General features: G+C 68.8%; 23 protein-coding genes. 6 read left to right on the forward strand and 17 right to left on the reverse strand.

Annotated features, from left to right (window positions below):
* Nucleotides 1-17: 17 nt before the first annotated feature.
* Together ACH4YP_RS04835 and ACH4YP_RS04840 are read right to left on the reverse strand one after the other, a co-directional pair.
* Nucleotides 18-1,340 (reverse strand): nucleobase:cation symporter-2 family protein, encoded by a 1,323-nt coding sequence (locus ACH4YP_RS04835; protein ID WP_398489358.1) that lies wholly within the window; start codon nt 1,338-1,340, stop codon nt 18-20.
* 214 nt (nt 1,341-1,554) lie between these two features.
* Nucleotides 1,555-2,322 carry an XRE family transcriptional regulator gene (locus ACH4YP_RS04840; protein ID WP_398489359.1) on the reverse strand — a complete coding sequence of 256 codons (768 nt, stop codon included), beginning with the start codon at nt 2,320-2,322 and terminating at the stop codon, nt 1,555-1,557.
* Nucleotides 2,323-2,462: 140 nt separating this feature from the next.
* Here ACH4YP_RS04840 and ACH4YP_RS04845 point away from each other — a divergent pair, with 140 nt between their 5' ends.
* Nucleotides 2,463-2,627, forward strand: a complete 165-nt coding sequence (locus ACH4YP_RS04845) for a hypothetical protein (protein WP_398489361.1) — start codon at nt 2,463-2,465, stop codon at nt 2,625-2,627.
* The gene (locus ACH4YP_RS04850) at nt 2,624-2,797 is read left to right on the forward strand and encodes a hypothetical protein (RefSeq protein ID WP_398489362.1); all 174 of its coding nucleotides are present in this window, start codon (nt 2,624-2,626) and stop codon (nt 2,795-2,797) included. The genes ACH4YP_RS04845 and ACH4YP_RS04850 overlap by 4 nt, the downstream gene beginning before the upstream one ends.
* A gap of 649 nt (nt 2,798-3,446) precedes the next feature.
* Here the strand turns inward: ACH4YP_RS04850 and ACH4YP_RS04855 are convergent.
* From ACH4YP_RS04855 to ACH4YP_RS04925, 15 genes are all read right to left on the reverse strand, one after another.
* The gene (locus ACH4YP_RS04855) at nt 3,447-4,877 is read right to left on the reverse strand and encodes a phage major capsid protein (protein WP_398489364.1); all 1,431 of its coding nucleotides are present in this window, start codon (nt 4,875-4,877) and stop codon (nt 3,447-3,449) included.
* A gap of 266 nt (nt 4,878-5,143) precedes the next feature.
* A complete protein-coding gene (locus tag ACH4YP_RS04860) occupies nt 5,144-5,308 on the reverse strand; it encodes a hypothetical protein (protein ID WP_398489366.1) in 165 nt (54 codons plus the stop codon).
* Nucleotides 5,305-6,501 carry a hypothetical protein gene (locus tag ACH4YP_RS04865; protein ID WP_398489367.1) on the reverse strand — a complete coding sequence of 399 codons (1,197 nt, stop codon included), beginning with the start codon at nt 6,499-6,501 and terminating at the stop codon, nt 5,305-5,307. Before ACH4YP_RS04865 ends, ACH4YP_RS04860 begins: the two co-directional genes overlap by 4 nt.
* A 93-nt stretch (nt 6,502-6,594) precedes the next feature.
* Nucleotides 6,595-6,846 carry a hypothetical protein gene (locus tag ACH4YP_RS04870; RefSeq protein WP_398489369.1) on the reverse strand — a complete coding sequence of 84 codons (252 nt, stop codon included), beginning with the start codon at nt 6,844-6,846 and terminating at the stop codon, nt 6,595-6,597.
* A 37-nt stretch (nt 6,847-6,883) separates the two neighbouring features.
* On the reverse strand, nt 6,884-7,117 hold the full coding sequence (locus tag ACH4YP_RS04875) for a hypothetical protein (RefSeq protein WP_398489370.1): 234 nt from the start codon (nt 7,115-7,117) through the stop codon (nt 6,884-6,886).
* Nucleotides 7,118-7,248: 131 nt separating this feature from the next.
* Nucleotides 7,249-9,162 (reverse strand): AAA family ATPase, encoded by a 1,914-nt coding sequence (locus tag ACH4YP_RS04880; RefSeq protein WP_398489371.1) that lies wholly within the window; start codon nt 9,160-9,162, stop codon nt 7,249-7,251.
* Entirely contained in the window at nt 9,159-9,338 is a 180-nt protein-coding gene (locus ACH4YP_RS04885) for a hypothetical protein (RefSeq protein WP_398489372.1), read from the reverse strand. Before ACH4YP_RS04885 ends, ACH4YP_RS04880 begins: the two co-directional genes overlap by 4 nt.
* 103 nt (nt 9,339-9,441) lie before the next feature.
* Entirely contained in the window at nt 9,442-9,615 is a 174-nt protein-coding gene (locus ACH4YP_RS04890; RefSeq protein ID WP_398489373.1) for a hypothetical protein, read from the reverse strand.
* A gap of 174 nt (nt 9,616-9,789) precedes the next feature.
* Complete coding sequence (locus tag ACH4YP_RS04895; RefSeq protein WP_398489375.1) at nt 9,790-11,289, reverse strand: recombinase family protein; 1,500 nt, start codon at nt 11,287-11,289, stop codon at nt 9,790-9,792.
* Nucleotides 11,290-11,551: 262 nt separating this feature from the next.
* Nucleotides 11,552-12,931: an 8-oxoguanine deaminase gene (locus ACH4YP_RS04900; protein ID WP_398489377.1), complete on the reverse strand. Its 1,380-nt coding sequence runs from the start codon at nt 12,929-12,931 to the stop codon at nt 11,552-11,554.
* A gap of 104 nt (nt 12,932-13,035) precedes the next feature.
* Nucleotides 13,036-13,983: a factor-independent urate hydroxylase gene (pucL, locus tag ACH4YP_RS04905; protein WP_398489379.1), complete on the reverse strand. Its 948-nt coding sequence runs from the start codon at nt 13,981-13,983 to the stop codon at nt 13,036-13,038.
* A gap of 6 nt (nt 13,984-13,989) precedes the next feature.
* A complete protein-coding gene (gene uraH, locus ACH4YP_RS04910; RefSeq protein ID WP_398489380.1) occupies nt 13,990-14,415 on the reverse strand; it encodes a hydroxyisourate hydrolase in 426 nt (141 codons plus the stop codon).
* Nucleotides 14,416-14,417: 2 nt separating this feature from the next.
* Nucleotides 14,418-14,930, reverse strand: coding sequence for a 2-oxo-4-hydroxy-4-carboxy-5-ureidoimidazoline decarboxylase (gene uraD / locus ACH4YP_RS04915; protein WP_398489381.1), 513 nt, complete (start codon nt 14,928-14,930; stop codon nt 14,418-14,420).
* A gap of 302 nt (nt 14,931-15,232) precedes the next feature.
* Complete coding sequence (locus ACH4YP_RS04920; RefSeq protein WP_361069924.1) at nt 15,233-15,601, reverse strand: helix-turn-helix domain-containing protein; 369 nt, start codon at nt 15,599-15,601, stop codon at nt 15,233-15,235.
* On the reverse strand, nt 15,598-15,849 hold the full coding sequence (locus ACH4YP_RS04925; protein WP_143641959.1) for a hypothetical protein: 252 nt from the start codon (nt 15,847-15,849) through the stop codon (nt 15,598-15,600). The genes ACH4YP_RS04920 and ACH4YP_RS04925 overlap by 4 nt, the downstream gene beginning before the upstream one ends.
* Before the next feature lie 307 nt (nt 15,850-16,156).
* Between ACH4YP_RS04925 and ACH4YP_RS04930 the strand changes: the two genes are divergently transcribed.
* From ACH4YP_RS04930 to ACH4YP_RS04945, 4 genes are all read left to right on the forward strand, one after another.
* Nucleotides 16,157-16,945 (forward strand): pectate lyase, encoded by a 789-nt coding sequence (locus ACH4YP_RS04930; RefSeq protein WP_361069922.1) that lies wholly within the window; start codon nt 16,157-16,159, stop codon nt 16,943-16,945.
* 12 nt (nt 16,946-16,957) lie between these two features.
* A complete protein-coding gene (locus ACH4YP_RS04935; RefSeq protein WP_398489382.1) occupies nt 16,958-17,818 on the forward strand; it encodes an endo-1,4-beta-glucanase in 861 nt (286 codons plus the stop codon).
* A gap of 180 nt (nt 17,819-17,998) precedes the next feature.
* Nucleotides 17,999-18,856, forward strand: a complete 858-nt coding sequence (locus ACH4YP_RS04940) for a TIM barrel protein (RefSeq protein WP_361069916.1) — start codon at nt 17,999-18,001, stop codon at nt 18,854-18,856.
* A gap of 45 nt (nt 18,857-18,901) precedes the next feature.
* Nucleotides 18,902-19,795 (forward strand): 2-hydroxy-3-oxopropionate reductase, encoded by an 894-nt coding sequence (locus tag ACH4YP_RS04945; protein ID WP_398489383.1) that lies wholly within the window; start codon nt 18,902-18,904, stop codon nt 19,793-19,795.
* Nucleotides 19,796-20,220: the final 425 nt, after the last annotated feature.

Here is a 20,220-nt window from a genome sequence, read left to right on the forward strand (position 1 = left end):
CCCTGCCTGTCCGGATGTCAGTGGACCGACGCCGGCTGCGGGTCCATCGGTGCCGTCACCTCGTCGTCTGCCGCGCGTCCACCGCCGAGGTGGTTGAAGACGAGGTTCAGGGCGACCGCCGCCACACACCCCGTCGAGATCCCCGAGTCCAAGATGATCTTCGCGGTCTCCGGGAACGCGTGGTAGAACTCCGGCGCCGTGATCGGGATGATGCCGACGGCCAGCGAGACCGCCACGATCAGGACGTTGTTGTCCTTCTCCAGGCCCGCCTTGACGAGGGTCTGGATGCCGCTCGCGGCGACCGAGCCGAACAGCACCACGCCCGCGCCGCCGAGCACGGGGCGGGGTACGACGGCGATGAGCGAGGCGGCCATCGGGCACAGGCCCATCAGGACGAGGAAACCGCCGCCCGTGGCGACGACGTACCGGCTGCGGATCCTCGTCATGGCGACCAGGCCGATGTTCTGGGCGAAGGCGCTGCACATGAAGCCGTTGAAGAGCGGGCTGAGGGCGGAGCCGAGGGTGTCGGCGCGCAGGCCCGCCGCGATGGTCCTCTCGTCGGCGGGGCGCTCAACGATCTCCCCCAACGCCAGCATGTCCGCGGTCGATTCGGTCATCGAGACCACCATGACCACGCACATCGAGAGGATCGCGGCGAGCTGGAACTGCGGGGCACCGAAGTGGAACGGCGTGGGGAAGCCGACGACGGCCGCGTCGGCCACCGGGCCGAAGTCGGTGGCGCCGAAGGGGATGGCGACGAGCGTGCCGACGACCAGGCCGAGCAGCACGGCGATCTGTTTGACGAAGCCGCGGGTGAAGCGGCGCAGGAGCAGGACGATGACGAGGGTCGCGCCCGCCAGGCCCAGGTTGGTCATCGAACCGTAGTCGTCCGCAACGGGGTTGGGGCCCTGCGCCCAGCCGAAGGCGACCGGCATCAGGGATATGCCGATGAGCGTGATGACCGTGCCGGTGACGACGGGCGGGAAGAAGCGGACCGCCTTGCTGAAGAACGGGGCGGCGAAGAAGCCGAGTACACCGGCGACGATGACCGCGCCGAAGATGACCGGCAGCGCGTCGCTCTTGTCGTCGGTGGAGTTGACGACGGCGATCATCGGGGCGACTCCGGCGAAGGTGACTCCGTTGACGAACGGCAGCCGGGCGCCGATCCTCCAGATCCCGAGGGTCTGGAGGAAGGTGGCGAGGCCCGCGGTGAACAGGCAGGCGCCGGTGAGGAAGGTCAGTTCGGTCGCGGTCAGGCCCACGGCCGCGCCGACGATCAGGGGCGGGGCGACGACGCCCGCGTACATGGCGGCCACGTGCTGCAGACCACTGGTCGCCATCTTCAGCGCGGGAAGTATCTCGTCAACTGGGTGTTTGTGTGCGTGAGTTGGAACTGCGTCCGTACTGCTTGACGTGGGCTGGGCGGCCACGGCGGCTCCTCCGGTCGGTTGCACGTCGGCGTTGACGTGGGTTTCAGGGAGGTGGGGCGCGGTCATGGGGGTCCCCCCGCTCGAGCGAAGGTGATTTGCCTTCTGTGGGGGGACCGTTACCTGATCACGCCTCCGGCGGCCGGTTGTACCGGTCGAGCGTGGCCTTGCCGGTGTCGGCGTCCAGGAACCGCAGCTCCCACGGGCCGGTGTTCACGTCGTGGTCCTTGCCGAATCCGGCCCACTTCCCGGCCATGCGGCGGCCGGTCGGCTCCACGATCATCTGGAGCGCCCCGAAGTACCGCGCTCCCCGGTAGTAGCCCTCGGTCGCGGTCTGCTCGGTCCACGTGCCGGTGACCACGTTGCCCTCGATCTGGAGATCAAGGGTCAGCGGCGAGTCCGGGTTCACCGACGCGTTCGGCAGACTGCGGCCGGTCAGCCGGTTGCCGTGCTGGAGCAGCACCACGTGATGCAGCCCCACGAACACGTCGTTGCCCCGGCCGGACGAGACGAACTCGTACCGGGACAGCCACACCCCGGTGTGGTTCCCGCGCGGGGCCGTCTGGGGTGCAGGGGCGCCGTTGGCCACGGGGACACCGGTCGGGCTGTCCACCAGGTCGTGACCGCCGTGCCCGTCGTCGGACACGCGCGCCATGGGCACGGGGGCGAAGCCGAGGGACTCGATCGGCAGGCCGGTGACGGCTTCCAGAGCGCGGGCGTAGACCGGTCGCGGTGCGGCCGTGGTTCCGGCCTCCCACCGCTGAACGAGCCGCTTGTTCGCATCGTTGGGCTGGCCTGCGCGGGTTCCGGCTTCCCGGATCGCGCGGGCGAAGTCGTCCTGAGACATGAGCAGCCCCATACGGACCGCTCGCAGTGCGCTGTTCGGAGTGCTCATACGGTTCACCGTACGCGCCATGACGCCGAAATGTCGCCTCGAATAACGCCTAAATGACGCCCTCTTTGCCGCCGCGCAGGGCGACATTCCGGCGACATTGTGTAACCAATGAGCGGGGCGAGGGAAGCGGGGCGCTCGTGATGACCATCGAGGTGTACAAGATCGACCGGGACGGGCGGCGGACGGATCTTGTCCCCCGGTACGAGGTCGGCGCCGGGGATCCCGAGCGGCTCCAGGACAGCGTGATCGCATATCCGCCCTGCCGGTGTCCCGAGCACCGGGGCGCGAAGGTGGCCGTGCGGTGAGCGTCCCCGTGCGGGACACGGAGACCATGTCCCCCGAGTGTGCGGTCGCGCAGCGGCCGGACCACAAGGTCCTTCACCGCTGGTGCCGCCAGACCGAGGATGTCCCGCTGCCGCACTCGTTCGGGATCCTGCTCGTCCGGCGCTGCACCTGCGAGTGTCACCGCCGCTGACCAGGCAATGTCCCCGACCGGAACGCGTCACTCCGTATGCGTCCGGGGGTTCGTAGCACTTGTCCTCTCCAAGGGGCACCTTGTCCTGGACAAGTGCTACGAACCAGGGGACATATGGAACGCCGTCCCGGGGGAGCAGATCAGAGGGCTCGACCCCGGAACGGCACCGGAGATCCGGACCCGCCAGAACGGATCTCGCCACGGCCAGCGTAGCCTTGATCGATTTGCAGTCTTTGCACCACCTCGGAGCCTTGATCACGATTTGCAGTAATTTGCTCACCGCTGATCCCAGATGCTTTGATCATGTCCCTGACCTGCATGTTTGGCATGATTCTTTATGCGAAGCCTCCTGCAACTTCGGAGGGTTATGCGGCCGGTAGGTGCGTCTGGGGTGGGTGGGCCTCGCGGTACGTGATCACCCGTGCCCCCCACCCGGTCCCCTGACCTGCGACTATCCGCCCAGCTCACCCCGCGATCATGTAAAGATGATCTCCGGCCTGACTTTGCTGAAGCAAAACGCATGATCAAACAGCAGCATGGTTCATCTGCAATTTGCACAGCAAAGACCGACGATCACCGCGTCCCCAGAAGGCATCCTCAGCGCGGTGATCGTCGGCGTCTCTTGATCGCTAGGCCAGTGGCCTAGCGATCATGCGGTGGTGGGCACATCGAGCATCCGGAAGGCCGCAGCGTTGGTGACGTCACTGCCTGTGCGGAAGTACAGGAACACTCCACGCTCAGCCGTCGGCCTGCGGTTTGATCCGAGGAGGTTCTGGATCAGTTCCACGGAAGATCCGATACGGTCCACGATCACGAATTGATCGAACTGTCCGTAGATCAACACGTAGTTGTTGGCCGTGGCCGCAGCGTTGATCGAGCCGTCCATGTTGCTGTTTTCGTTCATGGTCCGTCCGAGCAGACGCGGCGGATTGCCGTGCAGGTCAGGGAACTTCAGCGCACCCGAACCAGTCTCGAACTGCCTGAAGACGTTGATGGTCGAGAGGTGAGCCATCCATTGGGCCTTCGCTTGAAATCGAGCGCCTAGCGCGTTCTGCAACGCGTACGCGTCACTCGCCACGATGGCTTCCGTGCCGGTCGTGTTGATCTCCGATGCGGTACCCGCGAGAGCCGTGACGAGTCCCTTGGGGGCCGTGGTCCCAGGACCAGTTGTGTACGCGGTGTTCATGAGCTGCCCGGCAGCGTCGGCCAGGACCACCCGGAGCTGACCCAGGAGATCCACAGCGTCCATGCCCACCTCGAAGGAGTACCGGGAGAACACGTCCCCGAAGTGCACCGGGATGTCCGGCTGACCCACCGTGAGCGCGGGCTCCGCTGCTTCCGCAGCCTCGGCTTTCCATTCTGCGGTCGTTCCGGCGCTCGTCACGCCCTTCCAGGCGTTCGTGGTCGTCTGCACCACCCGGGAGATTGCCCTCAGCGGGTTGGTCGACCCGTCGTTCGTGAGGATGATCGCGGGGTCGAGCGTCAGGGGGATCATGTACCCGCCCCCTGCATCGGCCGTGCTGAGCGCACGCAGCTCGTCGTGCACCCCGGAAGCCCGCTGGAAGGCGTTGTGCTCCTCCGGCGTCCAGAGCATGTGGCCACGCTGAGGGTCCGCGAGGAGACGGGCGAACGCGGACTCGTACGCGGCGTCACCGGCGGCCACGGCCCACCGGCCCGCGAGGTTGCGTTCCTGCGGTCGGCCGGTGTTCAGGAGAGTCTCGACGCGTTCCGCGCTGTACGCCGGGAGGCCGCGCCGGGTGGCAGCCTCGACGGTCCTCATGGCGCGGTCGTACCCCTGGCCCCGGGCCTGCCAGGGGCGGTCAGAGGTACCCCCGCCGAAAGGGGTACCGGCCTCCGCCACGCCCTCACGAGCGCGCCGCTGAAGCCGGTTGAGGTCCTGCATGACCTTGTCGTGAGCACGGTTGTAGAACACCGACACGGAGCCCGCGAGGTCGGTGCCACCGGAGCGGTTGTCGATCTCGCGCATGTCGTCCATCAGCTCGGGAGTGGACGCGGCGGCGATGTGGGCGTCGATCTGCTCGACGGAAGCGGTCCAGGGGTCGAACGGGGGTGCAGACATGGGTGTCTCCGGAGTTGGCGTAGTGGTGTCTCGCCGCATCCCGGTGGAGATCCGATGCCCTACCCGGGCTTCATCGGTGTTCGTCCGGCCGGAGCCACGGTGCCCGACGGCCCCCCAGGGGCGGACGCGCGGCCGTGACTGGCTGCTACAGAAGACGATACAGCGATTCCGGCAACGGACCCCAGGGACGTACGGGGCGCGCGGCCGGACCCAGCCACCCCAGGACGGCCCTGGTCGTTCCGTGTGCGGCATCGGGGCACGTCAGATCAGACGCCCGTGATGCCCGGCACGGCGGCCAGGACCGCATTGATGAACTCCTGAGGCGTGCCCATGATGACGAGGACACACCCGGCGGCGATGGCGGCCGGTAGCCGGTGCTGCCGTCCGATGGCGAGCACAACGGCGAGTGCGAGTACGGCGGCGAACGTCATGACATTTCCTCCGGGGTGGTGAGGGCGTACGTTCCGTCGCCCGTGGGCTCGACCACGCCGCGCGCGGTGAGTTGAGCGATCTTGCGGTAGACCGATCCGGGGTTGCAGCCGGACCGGCGGGCGATCTCGCGTATACCGGCCGGTCCGTCGAGCAGCGCGCACTCGACCGCCTCGCCGAGCGCGTCCGGAACGGGGGTGTTGCCCGTTGCCCGTTGCGTGCGTTGCCCCAGGTCAGGGACGCGGGCAACGGGGGCAACACCTATGCGCGGCGGCACCTTGACCAGGCACACGCGTCCGGGGGTGGACGCGAGCACCGCCGGGGCGAGCCACAGCCCGAACACGGGCCGGACCGGGTGTCGGCGGCCCTTCTCGTGGACGAAGAGCTGTCCGGCGCGGTCGAGCCGGTGGGCCGCGTAACCGGCGGTCGCCAGTTCCTTCAGGGCGACGCCGGTCGCTTCCTGGGTCTGCAACGCGTGGACCAACCGGCACGAGAACTGGTCCCTGATCTCGGACGGGACGCTGGACGTCTTCGGATCTTGCAACCCAGCCCACACATGGACGCCCAGCTCTCGGCCCTCCTGGACAAGGGTCACGAGGTCGCGGAGGGCGGACGCGGAGAGGGAATTGAAGATCCGCGACTCGTCGATGATCACCGCGCGGTGCGGCCGGTCGGCCATCCGGGCTCGGGCGGGGAGTTCGCGCTCGACAAGATCGCGGAGCCGGTCCTCTATCTCCGCGATGTCCTCGTACACCCGGGCGTGCCGGAGGTACGGAGCGCCGGACGCGCCGTACTTTCCGTCGAGGATCTCGACCACCCAGTCCGGGCGGGCGAGTGCCCATGCACCGAGGGTGCGGAGGGTCGAGCTTTTGCCGCTTCCGGTCATGCCGACACAGAGGATGTGCTGAGCCGGGTTGATCTTCTCGAATCGGCCGTAACCGGGGCCGCGCCGCGCGATGCGGACCAGGCGCCCCCGGGGCGGTCCTGTACGGGCCATGAGGCGACACAGGAGCGCTTCGGGCATACGGCCATGCAGTCGCTGCGCCCATGGGCGCCTACGGGCCGACTGGGACCGCGCGGCCACGGCGGCGGCGATTCTCCGGCGCTCCGCGCGGACGAGGACCCAGAGCCGCCACCGGTAACGGGCGTACAGCACGGCCACCGTGAGGGCGGCCAGGGCTAGAGTCGTGATCATGGATGCGGTCCCTTCGTGACCGTTGTCCTAGGCGGGCACCGGGTGTGAGTCCCGGTGTCCCGCCGCCGGGGGAAGGGCGCCCCCGGGCGTTCTTCAGAGGTAGTGGCCGGTGCCGGTGTCGTCCGGCTCGTCGGGGTCGTCGGGATCGGGACCGCAATCTGTGAACGGCAAGATCCGGATGTGATCGACTGAGGTGACGATCGCGGTCTGGCCGTCCAGCCAGTTGCGTACGTACGCGGGCGCGTCCACGTCCTTGGCAAGCGCGGCGAAGAACTTGTCCTGCTCCTCGCGGATGTTGGCGATGACCTTCGCGACGACGTCGGCGGGGTCGATGGGCGTGGTCATGTTGTCTCCTGGGGCGGTTGATGCCGGCGGGGTTTGATCACGAGGCGACGCGGCCGATGGCGGCGAGGGTGTCCGGCCACATGTCCGTGACGCCGTCGAGCGCGGGACAGCCGGGTTCGTGCACCGTGTCCAGAACCGCCGTGCGCCCCTCCACGGCGCTCACGGTCGTGACGGCGTGACAGTCCGAGCAGCGGTACGCGGAGGCGTACGCGGCGGCGATCTCCGCCGGGCTGCGCTGTCGGCGGGGCTTGTTGGGCTTCTCGCGTCCCATGATCGAGACCTCTCTCAGGGTGAACCCCTGATCTTGGTTTTCGGGGGTGAACCCCTGACCGTGAGGGGTTCGGGGTGCAGAGGGGTTCACCCCCTGCCTGACCTGCGGCTTAGCTGCACCCCTCCAGGGGTTCACCAGGGGTACACCCCCCCCTGAACCCCTGCACCCCTCTCCTTTAGGAGGGGTGCAGGGGGGTTCACTCTCAGCTTTCGTGCCTTGACGGCCGTACCGAAGTCATCGGTCTTGCATTTGATCTCCACCTCGTGGACGGCCAGCCACGCCTTGGTGCCCCGGATGCTGTCGGCGGGGGCTCCGGCCTCGTCCAGCTCACGGATGACCCGCTGGACGTTGGACTCCTTGGTAGGCGCCATGAGTCCGGTCTCCTCGGCGGGCACGAGGACCACGGACGTGAAGGGCTTCAGGTCCTCGTCCACCCATCCGGTGTCGTACTGCCGTAGGCAGAACGCCATCCCGGCGCCGTCCTCGTCGTCCTTCTCCTTGGTGTTCTCCAGGGCGAACTCAGCGCTCAGGCCGCGCCCTTTCTTCGAGGTCTCGAACTCGGTGTTCACCGCGCCCCACATGGCGCCCCCGCCAGACCCTCCGTTGCCGTTCTTCGGTGGGTGGTGAACGAGCAAGTACGCCAGCTTGAACGTCCGGCGCAACTCGTCCAGCACATCGACCGCCTTGGTCAGGTCGCTGTTCTCGTTCTCCTTGGCGGCCACCAGGACGCGGCGTTGGGTGTCGAGCACCACCAGGGCAGGGCTCAGCCGACGGCACACCTCGCGGAAGACCTTCCACTCCTTGCTCGCGGCCAGATCGCCGTTCGACCGGCCAAGCACCTGGATCGGCTCCGGGTAGAACATGACGCCGGTCATGTCCTTGCCGTAGTGGAGTTCCCACGCCTTTTTCCGCTTCTTGAAGCCCTCCGCACCCTCCGCGATGACGTAGATGACGAGCCCCTGGCGGACGCTGTGGCCGTACCACGGGGTCCCGGTGCCGATGCACCCCGCCCAGTCCAGGGCGACCAGTGATTTGCCGGTGTTGGGCTGTCCGTTGAGCCGGTTGGACATCCGCTCGGTCAGCCACCCCTTGATCAGGTAGCTGGGCAGCGGAAGATCGTCGAGCCCCTTGGAGTCCAGGAGCTTGGCCACCATCGCGTCGACAGCCGTGTCCTCGGTGGTCTCCTCGTCGCCCGTGGACCACTTGTCGTAGGTCTCACTGACGATTCCGTCGACAAGATCCTCGGACCACTCGGTGTCCTTGTACTGGACGAACCGCGCGGCGATCTCCTGCGCCACCACGCGCCCGATCTCCCACGGGGTGCCGCGCTCCCACATGGACCCGAGCGCGGAGATCAGGAACTCCCGCTGACTGCCCTCCGTGCCGGGCTTCCCGGCCTGCGCCGCGTCTTCGAGCACGGTGTTCCAGTTGAAGCCGTCCCCGCCCCGCATGAGGAAGTCGCCGGGGGCCTTGTCCTCGGCCTTGCTGAGCGCGGCCTTGACGAACGCCGCCGGGACGGGGCGGATCGCCTGCGTGGGGTTCAGCAGCTCGTACGTGACGCCGGACGCGTGCTTGGACCCAGGGCACACCACGTACCCGCCGGTGCCGCGTACGTCGATCTCGTAGCCGGGAATGCGGGCCCGGTTCTTGAGCCCGTTGCCGTTGTAGTAGAGGTGCGTGCCCTTGCCGGTCTTCACCAGGAGCGAGCCCCAGGACACGTCCGCGAAGCCCTCGGGATGATCCTCGATGTACCGCTGAAGCTCACCGGCCTTGTCCTCGTCGAACACGGTCTTGCCGGACTTGCCGGTGTCGATACCGAAGTTGGTCGGCCCGTCGGCGGCCCACGCTTTGATCTGCTCGGGGTCCGTGGTGGAGGCGTCCTTCCACCTGGTCCGGGGGTGCTTGCCCCGCTGTCCGTCGCACGGGAACTTCTCCGAGTGGGCACCGGTGCACTCAGGAGTGTCGGGGTGGTCGAGCGGGTGGACGTACATGCCCCGCTCGGCGGCCCACAGAGCGCCCTTCAGGGGCGCACCCTCGGCGGTCATCGCCGCTCCCGAGGGAGCAGCGCCCGCAGCTTCGCCAGGGTCGCGCCGTCGAGCGGCCGTGTGTCGGCCAGCCATTCGGCCAGCTTCCGCGCCTCCGCGCTATTCTGGTCGTACGGTTCATGTTCGGCTTTCTGGTCCGCCTCGCTGGTCACGGGGCGGACTTTCTTTCGGTCCATGCCGGATCTCTCGCGTCATGGTGGTCTTCCTTTTTCTTCGGTTGGTTGTGCACCGCGCGGACGAGGTAATGAGGCCCCCCGGCCCCTCTTCCACGCGGGTGTGTCAGGCAGGCTGCAATTCATCCGCCTCGCGGTCGAGCCGGTCGGCCTCGCGCCGTGCGTGGACCGCCAGGCCCCGCAGGTACGCGGCCCGCGTCTCCGGGCAGTCCTTCCGCGCGACCGCCGCGCGGAGGCGCTGCAATTCGGCGTCCTTCAGGCTGATGGGCCTCTTAGCCATCACCCGCTCCTTTGCTGATTTGTAAAAGGTGGCCTAAAGCACGGAACCCGGAGCCGCATAAGCGGTCCGGGTGCCGGTCTTCACTCCACTGTACGTGTGGCACAGAGGTGAATTTGATCGTTTCTCCCCCGATCGGGGGTGGAATTCCCTTGTGTATTCCTACAAACTTTCCTGTCAGGCCATCCGCCTCGTCAGCCGCTCCGCTGCGGGCACCTTCTCTCCGGGCCTGGGACTCCGCTGGACGCGGATCTCTCCGAGCCGCTCGGGGACCAACAGCAGCGCGGCCACCTGCCGCTTGACGGCCACGTCGGCGGCGGCCCACCGTGCCTCGACGTCCGGCCCCGCCGGGAACATCGAGCTGAGCGGGTTCGGGCGGACCATCGTGGACTCCTCCACCTCCAAGACCTTGATCTCGCCTTCCAGCTTCGTGATCTTCCGGCCGATCAGCCGTGCCTCTGCGGGGGTCTCCGGGTCCTCCGCCTCCCACGTCGCCAGGGCCGCCCGCTTCGCGCTCAGTTGGCCGCGTACCCCCTTCAGCCCCTCGTCTGCGGTGTCGGCGGGGGAGAGTCCCTCGTACGTGTCCGGCAGGGCGAGGGCACCGACGATGAAGCGGGTCAGGAAGCGGTCCACGTCGTCCTTGCTGATGGACACGCAGCCCTTGTTCCGGCACTCGTAGCTGACCGCCTTGACCACCTTCAGCGGTCCCGAGCAGGGATCGCACACCAGGGTTCCGGTGTACGCGTGCTGTCCGGCGCCCGGCTTCCGGGTCTGGCGACCCGGGTCCGCCAGGATGACCTGAACCTCCTTGAAGAGCGTCTCGAACTCGTCCGGCGTCATCGGGCTGTCCGGGTAGTCCGCGATGCTCGGCCACGCGGCGCGGAACTCCTCGCCCCCGTGGACCCTGATGCCGATGTACGCCTTCCGCGCGGCCACCGCGCGGAGGTTCTGCGCCGACAGGAAGTTGCCGCGACGGCTCTTGATGCCGCGCTCCTTCCAGTCCCTCGCGATGGCCAGGAACGCATGCCCCCGCCGGAGCCGCTGGAACAGCTCGATGACGAGCGCGGCCTTCTCGGGGTCCGACTTCTGGCCGGTCGGCCGCATGGCGGTCTTGCCGTTGACCTTGGTCATCGCGTACTTGCGCTCGTACCCGAACGGGATCTGCCCCTGGGGCTTGGCGCCGTCCTTGTCGTTGAGGTTCGCGTTCAACGCCCTCAGCACCCTTTCGCTGGTCTCGGCCGAAGCGCGCATGGCCTTCAGGCTTTCTTCGATCAAGTCCGCGTAGTCGCGCGGGTCCCGGGGGTCGAACATCGGGTTGCGCCGCTGCGTGGTGATGAAGATCAGGATGCCCCGGTCACGGCATGCGTCGGCAACCTTGACCCACTCTCGGGGTTGCCGGGAGGCCCGCGAGTTCTCCCACATGGCGAGGCAGTCCGCACCGAACGCGCCGGACTCCAGGTCGGCCAGAAGCTGCCCGAAGCCGTCGCGGGCCTTCCCGGCGTAGTCGGACGCGCTGCCTACGTCGCTGTACGGCGTGCCCGTCAGGGCGATGCCGTGGACGGTAAGCGCGGCCCCGTTCGCCTCGTGCTGCTCGTCGATGCTGCGCTCGGTACCGGACTTGTCCTGGCTGACCCTCAGGATCTCGCGGGCGGTGAGTGTGGCGGTTGCGGTGGCCATGGTCCCCCCTGGTGACGTGGTGGTCCTGCGTCACCAGCGTACCCCCCGGGGAGGAAAATTAGGCAAGCCGAGAGTGGGGGAGGGACCGGGACGATGCCCGTCACGGGGGCGTGGCGGGGGACCGTTCCGGGGCGCGCGCACGTCCATGCGCGTGCCCCGGAGACGGTCGCCGTGGGCCCCGCTCGGGTCCACGGCCACCGGCCGAGGGCCGTCCCCCTCAACCGGAGATCTTCAGATGTCGGGCCGGCTGTCGGGCCGGTTGTCAGGCCTGCGCGGCGATTCGCGCGAGGCGCTGGGCCTCGGCCCGCGTGGAGCGGGCGATGGCGTCCTCGTCGACGTGCAGCAGTCGGTTGTTCTCCACGATCTGCTCGCCGTTGACGAAGGAGGCGGTGACCGGCGCCGCGGCGCCGAAGACGAGGGCGGTGACGGGGTCGGCGATCGACGCGTGGGCCAGGGTGTCCAGGTTCCACAGCACGAGGTCGGCCAGCTTGCCGGCCTCGAGGGAGCCGATCTCCCCTGCCCTGCCCAGGACTTGGGCGCCGCCGTACGTGCCGAGCCGCAGCGCCTGCCGGGCGTTGAGCGCGGCCTCGCGGTGGGCGCCGAGGCGGTTGATCAGCAGGGCGTTGCGCAGTTCGGTGTGGAGTTCGCCCGACTCGTTCGACGCGGTGCCGTCGACGCCGAGGCCGACCGGGACGCCGGCCGCCAGCATGTCGGGGACGCGTGCGATCCCGGCCGCCAGACGGGCGTTGGAGGACGGGCAGTGGGCCACCCCGGTCTTCGTACGGGCGAAGGCGGCGATGTCGGAGTCGTTCATGTGGACGCAGTGCGCCATCCACACGTCCTCGCCGAGCCAGCCGGTCGACTCGAAGTAGTCGGTCGGGCCCATCCCGAACAGCTCCTTGCAGAACTGCTCCTCCTCGACCGTCTCCGAGCCGTGGGTGTGCAGGCGTACGCCCTTGCGACGGGCCAACTCGGCGCCCTGCCTGAGGAGTTCGGTCGACACCGAGAAGGGCGAGCAGGGGGCCACCGCCACCTGTGTCATCGCGCCGAAGGACGCGTCGTGGTGTTCGTCGACCGTCGCCTCGGTGGCGGCGAGGGCCCCTTCGAGGGTCTCGACGGCGAAGTCCGGGGGCAGCCCGCCGTCCTTCTCGCTGCGGTCCATCGAACCGCGGGCGAGGGTGAAGCGGACGCCCATCTCGCGCGCGGCCCGGATGATCGAGCCGGACAGGTCGCCGGAACCCTGCGGGAAGACGTAGTGGTGGTCCATGGCGGTGGTGACTCCGCCGCGGGCCATCATGCCGAGCGAGCCCTGGGCGGCCGCGTACGTCATGCGTTCGTCGATGCGCGCCCAGGTCGGGTACAGGGCGACGAGCCAGTCGAAGAGGTTGTGGTCGGTGGCCAGGCCCCTGGTGATCCACTGGTAGAAGTGGTGGTGGGTGTTGACGAGGCCGGGGGTCACGAGGTGGCCGGAGGCGTCGATGCGGCGTACGACGTTCTCCAGGCCCTCGGGGGCCCGGCCCGCGCCGAGCGACTCGATGCGGTTGCCGGCGACGACGAGGTGACCCGTGGCGTACTCGGTGTCGTCGGCGTCGACGGTCGCGATCGAACAGTTCTCGATGACGATGCGCTGAGTTGCTGCCATGGTTCGTCCTGTTCGCTGTGTGGAATGGGCACGGCAGGACCCCGGGATTTGAGTACCGTGGCCCGCGCCGGAGGGCGGACCACGGGTGCCGCAAAGGGAGTTGCTCAGAGGTTGGTGAGGTCCACCGGGATCTTCGGCTCGCAGCCGTCCCGCAGGATCGTCGCCTCGATCAGCCCGTAGGGCCGGTCGGCGGCGAAGTACACCTCGTTCTCGTTCTTCAGCCCGAACGGCTCCAGGTCCACAAGGAAATGGTGCTTGTTGGGGAGGGAGAAACGGACCTCGTCGATCTCGCTGCGGTTCTCGATGATCCGCGCACCCATCTGGTACAGGGTCTGCTGGAGCGACAGCGAGTACGTCTCGGCGAAGGCCTGGAGCATGTGCTTCTTCACCTGCTCGTATGACTTCTCCCAGTCGGGCGTCCGCTGCTCGTCGTCGGTCCAGTTGAAGCGCCAGCGGGCGGAGACCTGGGTGGCCAGGATGCGGTCGTACGCCTCGGGGAGCGTCGTGTACTTGTCCTTGACGTAGCCCCAGAACTCGGAGTCGGTCGAGTTCATCACGACCAGGTCCTTGAGGCCGGAGACGACCTCCCACGACGAACCGTCGTACGTGATCTGCGTGACGCGGGTCTCCTGGCCCTGGCGGACGAAGGAGTGCTTGGCCTCGTCGGCGCCGCCGGCCTCGGAGTCGGCGTCCGAGGTCCCGATCCGCTCCCAGGCGTACTCCTCGATGCGGATCCGGGCCGTCCTGATCGGCTCCTGGCTCGTCACGAAGTGCCGGGCGAGGTGGATGCCGAACTGCTCGGCGGACTCGATGCCGTGTTCCTTGGCGAACGCGTACACCGTGTTCTTGGTGGTGTCCGTCGGCAGCACGTTGGCGTTCGAGCCGGAGAGGTGGACCTCGTCCATGTCGCCGGAGAGCGCGACGGAGACGTTCAGGTCCTTGATGTGGTGGGTGGCGCCGTCCCGCGTGATCTTGACGACTCGGTTCTCGGCCTTGCCGTACTGGTTCTGTCCCAGCATCACAGGGCGGGCCGGGCGGGAATTGTCTGCCATTGTCTGCTAGCTCCCTCGGTATACGGAGTAGCCGAACGGGTTGAGCAGCAGCGGTACGTGGAAGTGCTCGCCCGGCACGACGGCGAACGTGATCGCCACCTCCGGGAAGAACGCTCCCACGCTGCCGCTGTCCCGGTTCGCGGGGGCGTCCTGCTGCGCATCGGCTTGCTGCTTCTCGAATTTCAGGAAATACGCCTCGACCGCGAAGTCGAGCCGTACGTGTGTGGTGCCCTCCGGCAGCGCCGGCAGGTCCTTGCACCGGCCGTCCGCGTCGGTCGCGGAGCCGCCGAGCGCCTGCCAGTCGCCCCCTTGTCCGTAGTGGCCGGACCGGCCGGTGCGGGCCGCCAGCTGGACGGCGACACCCTCGGCGGGGCGGCCGACGCTGGTGTCCAGGATGTGCGTGGACACGGAAGCGGTGGTGCTCGTGCTCATGGTCAGGCGTCCTCTTCGACGAGTCGGGCGAGCCGGATGCGGTTGATCTTTCCCAGTTCGGTGCGCACGATCTCGCGCTCCCGCCCGGGCGCGTTGCCGATCCGTTCCCTGACCGCGTCGCGCATCTGCTCGCCGGTGCGGCCGGTCGCGCAGATCAGGAAGACATGGCCGAACTTCTCCTGGTAGGCCAGGTTCAGTTCGAGCATCTCCGCCTTCAGTTCCTCGGAGGCGCCGGCCATGCCGCGCTGTTCGCGCGAGGAGGTCGGGTCCCCGGGCTTCGGGCGTCCGATCGGCGGGTGGCCCGCCATCGCCTCGTCGAGGTCCGGGTCGGTCAGGCCGGCCGTGGCGGCGTCGCTCTCCACGAAGAGGTGGTCGGTGGTGCTGTATGGGCGGCGGCTGAGCAGCCGGTGCGCCCAGGCCGCCGAGGCGCAGACCTCGTGGAGGGCGGCGTAGGCGGCGTGCTCCTCAAGGGCGTTGAAACGGGCGAGGCCGCCGGATGTCGTACTCGAAGTCACGGGAAGCCTCCGTGGCCTTGTGCTGGACGGGCTGCGGATCAGCTAACGCCCTCGGAAACTTTACGTCAACACTTTGTTGAAAAATCCGGGTAACAAATCCGGGAAGCGGAAACCGCCGCCCGCATGCCGGACAGCGGCGGAGAGCAGGGGGCTCCGAGCCGTGCTCCGCCGACACCCCCGGCGGTTGCCCGTGACCACGTCACACCAGGTCAGAGGCTCATCGACAGCGCGCCACCGACAGATGACGAGTCAGACGCCCCGCTCTCCCTTCGGGCGCCCGACTCCCGCCCCTGGCGTCCGCCTCAGGCGCCCTTGTCGCGGTTCAGGTAGTTGTAGACGGTGAACCGGCTGACGCCGAGCGCGCTCGCGACGGTCTCCACGCCGTGCCGCACGGAGAAGGCGCCGCGCGCCTCGAGTATCCGTACGACCTCCTGCTTGGCCTTGCGGTCCAGCTCGGCCAGCGGCTTGCCGCGCTTGCGCTCCAGGGCGGCCAGGATGTGGTCCAGCGAGTCGGCGAGCTGGGGCAGCCGTACGGCGACGACGTCGGCGCCCTCCCAGGAGAGCACGACGTCGTCGGGTCCGGCCTGGCCGGGCGGCAGCATCTCGCCGCCCATGGCGTCGACCAGTGGCTTCACGGCCGTGACGAAGGGGTCGTCCCCGGTACCGGTCACTCGCCCCCCTCCCCGATCACGTTGACCTGGAGCGAGACCCGGGTGGCGCCGGCCTCCAGGGCCTGGCGCAGCAGCGCGTCGACCGCGGTGAGCACCGAGTCCGCGCCGCCCTCCGCGGTGTTGCCGAACGGGCCGACGTCCACGGCGTCCAGCTCGGCCGCCTCGATGACCTCGCGGGCGACCAGCGCGTGCCGCGGTGCCTCGTCGAGGTCGAAGGGCTCGGTCGTGAACTCCACTCTCAGTCGCACTGTGCCCCCATGGCATCGGCTCCGGCCTGTACGTTTCCCCGGCCCACCTGATCCGGGGGCAGCGTGGGCGCGCAAGCGACCCTAGCCGACCCGCACTCGGTCCACGCGGCACATCCGGTCGAATGTCCGGACGATCCACGGGACACACGTTCGGCCTCCTGGCCGTGCGCGGACGACCGGCTTCACATAACGATTCGTCCATGAATCTCCGCATTCTCCGCACAGGCACCCTTGTGCCGCCGAACGGCCCGGCCGCGTCAGCCCCGGCGTCCCTCCACGTCACAGGGAAGGGACGGTGAAGAGCGCCATGGGACGACTCCGCCCCCTGCTCGGCGCCGCCCTCGCGCTGGCCGCCGCACTGAACACCGTCACCCTGGTCGCGGGGCCCTCCCCGGCCGCGGCGGCCGACTGGCCCGCCGCCAAGCGCGTCCAGCGGGTGCCCGCCACGATCAAGGTCCCCGCCGGCAGCAAGGACTACGACTTCACGCGCTTCGTGGGCACCGGCGCCCTCGCCGGCGGCGACCAGGCCGAGAACCAGCCGCCCGTCCTGGAGCTGGCCGACGGGGCCACGATCTCCAACGTCATCATCGGCACCCCGGCCGCCGACGGCATCCACTGCCGGGGCACCTGCACGCTCAAGAACGTGTGGTGGGAGGACGTCGGCGAGGACGCGGCCACTTTCAAGGGCACCAAGGGCTCGCAGACGATGACGATCGACGGGGGCGGCGCCCGCAGGGCGGCCGACAAGGTGTTCCAGCACAACGGCCCCGGCACGTTCGTCATCCGCAACTTCAAGGTCGAGAACTTCGGCAAGCTCTACCGCTCCTGCGGCAACTGCAAGACCCAGTACCAGCGCCACGTCGTCCTGGACAACGTCACCATCACGGCCCCCGGCCTGGACGTGGTCGGCATCAACCCCACCCCGTACGGGGACACGGCCCGGCTCACTCGGATCACCGTCCAGGGTGACCCGGGGCGCAAGATCGTGGTCTGCCAGAAGTTCCGCGGGGTGACCTCCGGGGAGCCGGCCAAGATCGGCTCGGGGCCGGACGGCAGGAGCTGCATCTACCGGACGTCCGACGTCACTTACAGGTAAGGGAGAGAGACAGTGCTCGGACTCGAACGCCGGTACCGCACACCGCTCGTCGCGCTGGCGGGAGCGGCCGCAATGACGGTCCCGCTGCTCACGGCCCCGGCGGCCACCGCCCGCCCTGAGACCACCGCCCGCCCGTCGGCCACCGCCCGCGCCGCGGACTCCTGCACGGCCTTCAACACGGTCGCCATTTCGCCGTACTACCTCAACAACAACGTCTGGGGCGCGAAGAACGCCTCCGGCAAGCAGTGCACCTGGCTCAACTCCTACCGGAACGGCAAGGTCAACTGGGAGACTTCCTTCGACTGGACCGGCGACAGGACCAGCGTCAAGGCGTACGGCAGCGCCGTGCTCGGCTGGCACTGGGGCTGGAAGGACACGAAGACCAGGCTCCCGGTCCGGCTCAACAGCGGTCGCAAGGTGACGTCGGACTGGAACTTCACCATCACCCAGAACACCCCGACGGTCATGAACGTCTCGTACGACCTCTGGTTCCACCAGAAGCCCAACCCCGACTGGAAGGACCAGCCGCACGACGAGATGATGGTCTGGCTCAACCGGCAGAACGGCGCCGGGCCGCTGGGCACCAAGCGTGAGCGCCTGACGGTCGGCGGCACGGCCTGGGACCTGTACGTCGGGAAGATCGTCAACAAGGACGGCAGCGGCAAGGTGACGAGCAGCTGGAACGTCTTCTCGTTCGTCCGGGCCACCAACACCAACGCGGCCTCGACCGACCTCACCGGGCTGGCGAACGCCCTGGTGCAGCGCAGGCTCATGGCGAACACCGACTACCTGACCAGCGTCGAGGCGGGTACCGAGGTGTTCACGGGCAAGGGCAAGCTGAGCTCCAGCAGTTACTCGGTGAACGTCGGCTGACAGCCGCGCCACCGCGAGGAGGGCCCCGGGCGGATTCGCCCGGGGCCCTCCTCGCGTCCGGGCGCTTTTCCCGGCGGCACCTCTTGACAAGGCCCCCGGATCCAGGCAGCCTTTCCATAAAGCAGAAACTAACTTCCGCATTACGGAACTACTCGGACACGGAAGGGAGCGCCGACCCACATGCCCGGTTTCTCGATGGATGCAGCCGCTGAGCAGCGCTTCAACGTCAACCTGTCGATCCTCTTCACCGAGCTCCCGCTCCTGGAGCGCCCCGCGGCCGCGGCCGCGGCGGGCTTCACCGCGGTCGAGCTGTGGTGGCCCTGGGTCGACTCCCCCACCCCCGAGCGCGCCGAGCTCGACGCCCTGAAGAAGGCGATCGAGGACGCGGGCGTACAGCTCACGGGCCTGAACTTCTACGCGGGGCAGCTGCCGGGCCCGGACCGGGGCGCGCTGTCGATCCCCGGCGAGGAGTCCGAGCGGTTCCGCGCGAACATCGACGTGGCCGCGGACTTCGCGCGGTCGCTGGGCTGCAAGGCGCTCAACGCGCTGTACGGCAACCGCGTCGACGGCGTGGACCCGGCCGTGCAGGACGAACTCGCCCTGGAGAACCTGGTGTTGGCGGCCCGCGCGGCCGACCGCGTCGGCGCGGTCCTGCTGATCGAGACCCTGAACAAGCCGGAGTCGCCGCTCTATCCGCTGGTGACCGCCCCGGCCGGAGTCGCCGTCGTCGACAAGGTCAACGAGGCGACCGGGCTCGGCAACGCCAAGTTCCTGATGGACCTTTACCACCTGTCGATGAACGGCGAGGACCTGCCGTCGGTGATCGACCGGTACGCGGCGAAGACCGGCCACGTCCAGATCGCCGACAACCCGGGCCGCGGCGCCCCGGGCACCGGCTCGCTCCCCCTGGAGGAGCTGCTCGGACGGCTCCGCAAGCAGGGGTACGAGGGCTGGGTCGGCCTGGAGTACAAGCCGGGCGACCGCCCGAGCGCCGAGGCCTTCGAGTGGCTGCCCGCCGAGGCCCGCGCGGCGCGCTGAGCGCCAACTCATCGACGTACCAAGAGCTTTCAGAGAGGCACCCGCATGAGCAGCACACTCCCCAAGGTCGCCTGGGTCGGCCTCGGCATCATGGGCTCCCCCATGTCCGAGAACCTGATCAAGGCCGGTTACGACGTCACCGGGTTCACCCTGGAGCAGGACAAGCTGGACCGGCTCACCGCCGCCGGCGGCACCGCGGCCGGCTCGATCGCCGAGGCCGCGCGGGACGCCGACGTGGTGGTCACGATGGTGCCCGCCTCCCCGCAGGTCGAGGCCATCGCGTACGGGCCCGACGGGATCCTGGAGAACGCGAGGTCCGGCGCGCTCCTGATCGACATGTCCTCCATCACCCCGCAGACCTCCGTGGACCTGGCGAAGGCCGCGAAGGACAAGGGCATACGGGTCCTGGACGCACCGGTGTCCGGCGGTGAGGCCGGGGCGGTCGAGGCCGTGCTCTCCATCATGGTCGGCGGCGAACACTCCGACTTCGACCAGGCCGAGCCGATCTTCGAAGCGCTCGGTAAGACCATCGTGCTGTGCGGCCCGCACGGCTCCGGCCAGACCGTGAAGGCCGCGAACCAGCTGATCGTCGCCGTGAACATCCAGGCGTGCGCCGAGGCCGTGGTCTTCCTGGAGAAGTCGGGCGTCGACCTGAAGGCGGCCCTCGACGTCCTGAACGGCGGCCTCGCCGGCTCCACCGTCCTGACGCGCAAGAAGGACAACTTCCTGAACCGCGACTTCAAGCCGGGCTTCCGCATCGACCTGCACCACAAGGACATGGGCATCGTCACGGACGCCGCCCGCAACGTCGGTGCCGCGCTGCCCGTCGGTGCCGTGGTCGCCCAGCTCGTCGCCTCGCTGCGGACCCAGGGCGACGGCGGCCTGGACCACTCCGCGCTGCTGCGCGCGGTCGAGCGCCTCTCCGGCGCGCAGGTCTGACCGCCCGGCCCCACAAAGACCTCCGGGCGGCGCCACCGCTGACACCTGTCCTGTCGCGCCCAAGCGGTGGCGCCGCCCGGAACCACACCCAGTTCAACTCCCGAGCTGCGCCCCGGGTCTGACGGAGAGTCGGACCCCAGGCGCGTCGCCCGCGAAGCCCGTGGACCCGGATGAGGGGTTGCCAACGGGCGGAGCGGGCGGACCGAGGACCGCGGCGGTACGTGAGCCAGTGCGGTGGTGAAGGTCCCGGAGCCCCCTTCCCGACCTGAGGGAAGGAAGGCCCCGGCCCGTCACGACCGCCGCGGTCCCGGACAACACCTCGACACGGCGAAGACACACGGCGTAGAGCGCCGGGTACGGACGGTCCCGTACCCGGCGCTCTTCGCCGTCCGTGACCCACGCTGTCCTCTGTCTGCGCCCGGCGC

This window comes from Streptomyces sp. NPDC020747, from assembly GCF_044334695.1.
Lineage (GTDB): Bacteria > Actinomycetota > Actinomycetes > Streptomycetales > Streptomycetaceae > Streptomyces.

Excerpts from the sequence above, each read along its gene's own strand:
- ACH4YP_RS04835 (WP_398489358.1), bottom strand. The coding sequence starts at position 1,340 with ATGGCGACCAGTGGTCTGCAGCACGTGGCCGCCATGTACGCGGGCGTC.
- ACH4YP_RS04840 (WP_398489359.1), bottom strand. The coding sequence starts at position 2,322 with ATGAGCACTCCGAACAGCGCACTGCGAGCGGTCCGTATGGGGCTGCTC.
- ACH4YP_RS04845 (WP_398489361.1), top strand. The coding sequence starts at position 2,463 with ATGACCATCGAGGTGTACAAGATCGACCGGGACGGGCGGCGGACGGAT.
- ACH4YP_RS04855 (WP_398489364.1), bottom strand. The coding sequence starts at position 4,877 with ATGTCTGCACCCCCGTTCGACCCCTGGACCGCTTCCGTCGAGCAGATC.
- ACH4YP_RS04860 (WP_398489366.1), bottom strand. The coding sequence starts at position 5,308 with ATGACGTTCGCCGCCGTACTCGCACTCGCCGTTGTGCTCGCCATCGGA.
- ACH4YP_RS04865 (WP_398489367.1), bottom strand. The coding sequence starts at position 6,501 with ATGATCACGACTCTAGCCCTGGCCGCCCTCACGGTGGCCGTGCTGTAC.
- ACH4YP_RS04870 (WP_398489369.1), bottom strand. The coding sequence starts at position 6,846 with ATGACCACGCCCATCGACCCCGCCGACGTCGTCGCGAAGGTCATCGCC.
- ACH4YP_RS04875 (WP_398489370.1), bottom strand. The coding sequence starts at position 7,117 with ATGGGACGCGAGAAGCCCAACAAGCCCCGCCGACAGCGCAGCCCGGCG.
- ACH4YP_RS04880 (WP_398489371.1), bottom strand. The coding sequence starts at position 9,162 with ATGACCGCCGAGGGTGCGCCCCTGAAGGGCGCTCTGTGGGCCGCCGAG.
- ACH4YP_RS04885 (WP_398489372.1), bottom strand. The coding sequence starts at position 9,338 with ATGGACCGAAAGAAAGTCCGCCCCGTGACCAGCGAGGCGGACCAGAAA.
- ACH4YP_RS04890 (WP_398489373.1), bottom strand. The coding sequence starts at position 9,615 with ATGGCTAAGAGGCCCATCAGCCTGAAGGACGCCGAATTGCAGCGCCTC.
- ACH4YP_RS04895 (WP_398489375.1), bottom strand. The coding sequence starts at position 11,289 with ATGGCCACCGCAACCGCCACACTCACCGCCCGCGAGATCCTGAGGGTC.
- ACH4YP_RS04900 (WP_398489377.1), bottom strand. The coding sequence starts at position 12,931 with ATGGCAGCAACTCAGCGCATCGTCATCGAGAACTGTTCGATCGCGACC.
- pucL (WP_398489379.1), bottom strand. The coding sequence starts at position 13,983 with ATGGCAGACAATTCCCGCCCGGCCCGCCCTGTGATGCTGGGACAGAAC.
- uraH (WP_398489380.1), bottom strand. The coding sequence starts at position 14,415 with ATGAGCACGAGCACCACCGCTTCCGTGTCCACGCACATCCTGGACACC.
- ACH4YP_RS04930 (WP_361069922.1), top strand. The coding sequence starts at position 16,157 with ATGGGACGACTCCGCCCCCTGCTCGGCGCCGCCCTCGCGCTGGCCGCC.
- ACH4YP_RS04940 (WP_361069916.1), top strand. The coding sequence starts at position 17,999 with ATGCCCGGTTTCTCGATGGATGCAGCCGCTGAGCAGCGCTTCAACGTC.
- ACH4YP_RS04945 (WP_398489383.1), top strand. The coding sequence starts at position 18,902 with ATGAGCAGCACACTCCCCAAGGTCGCCTGGGTCGGCCTCGGCATCATG.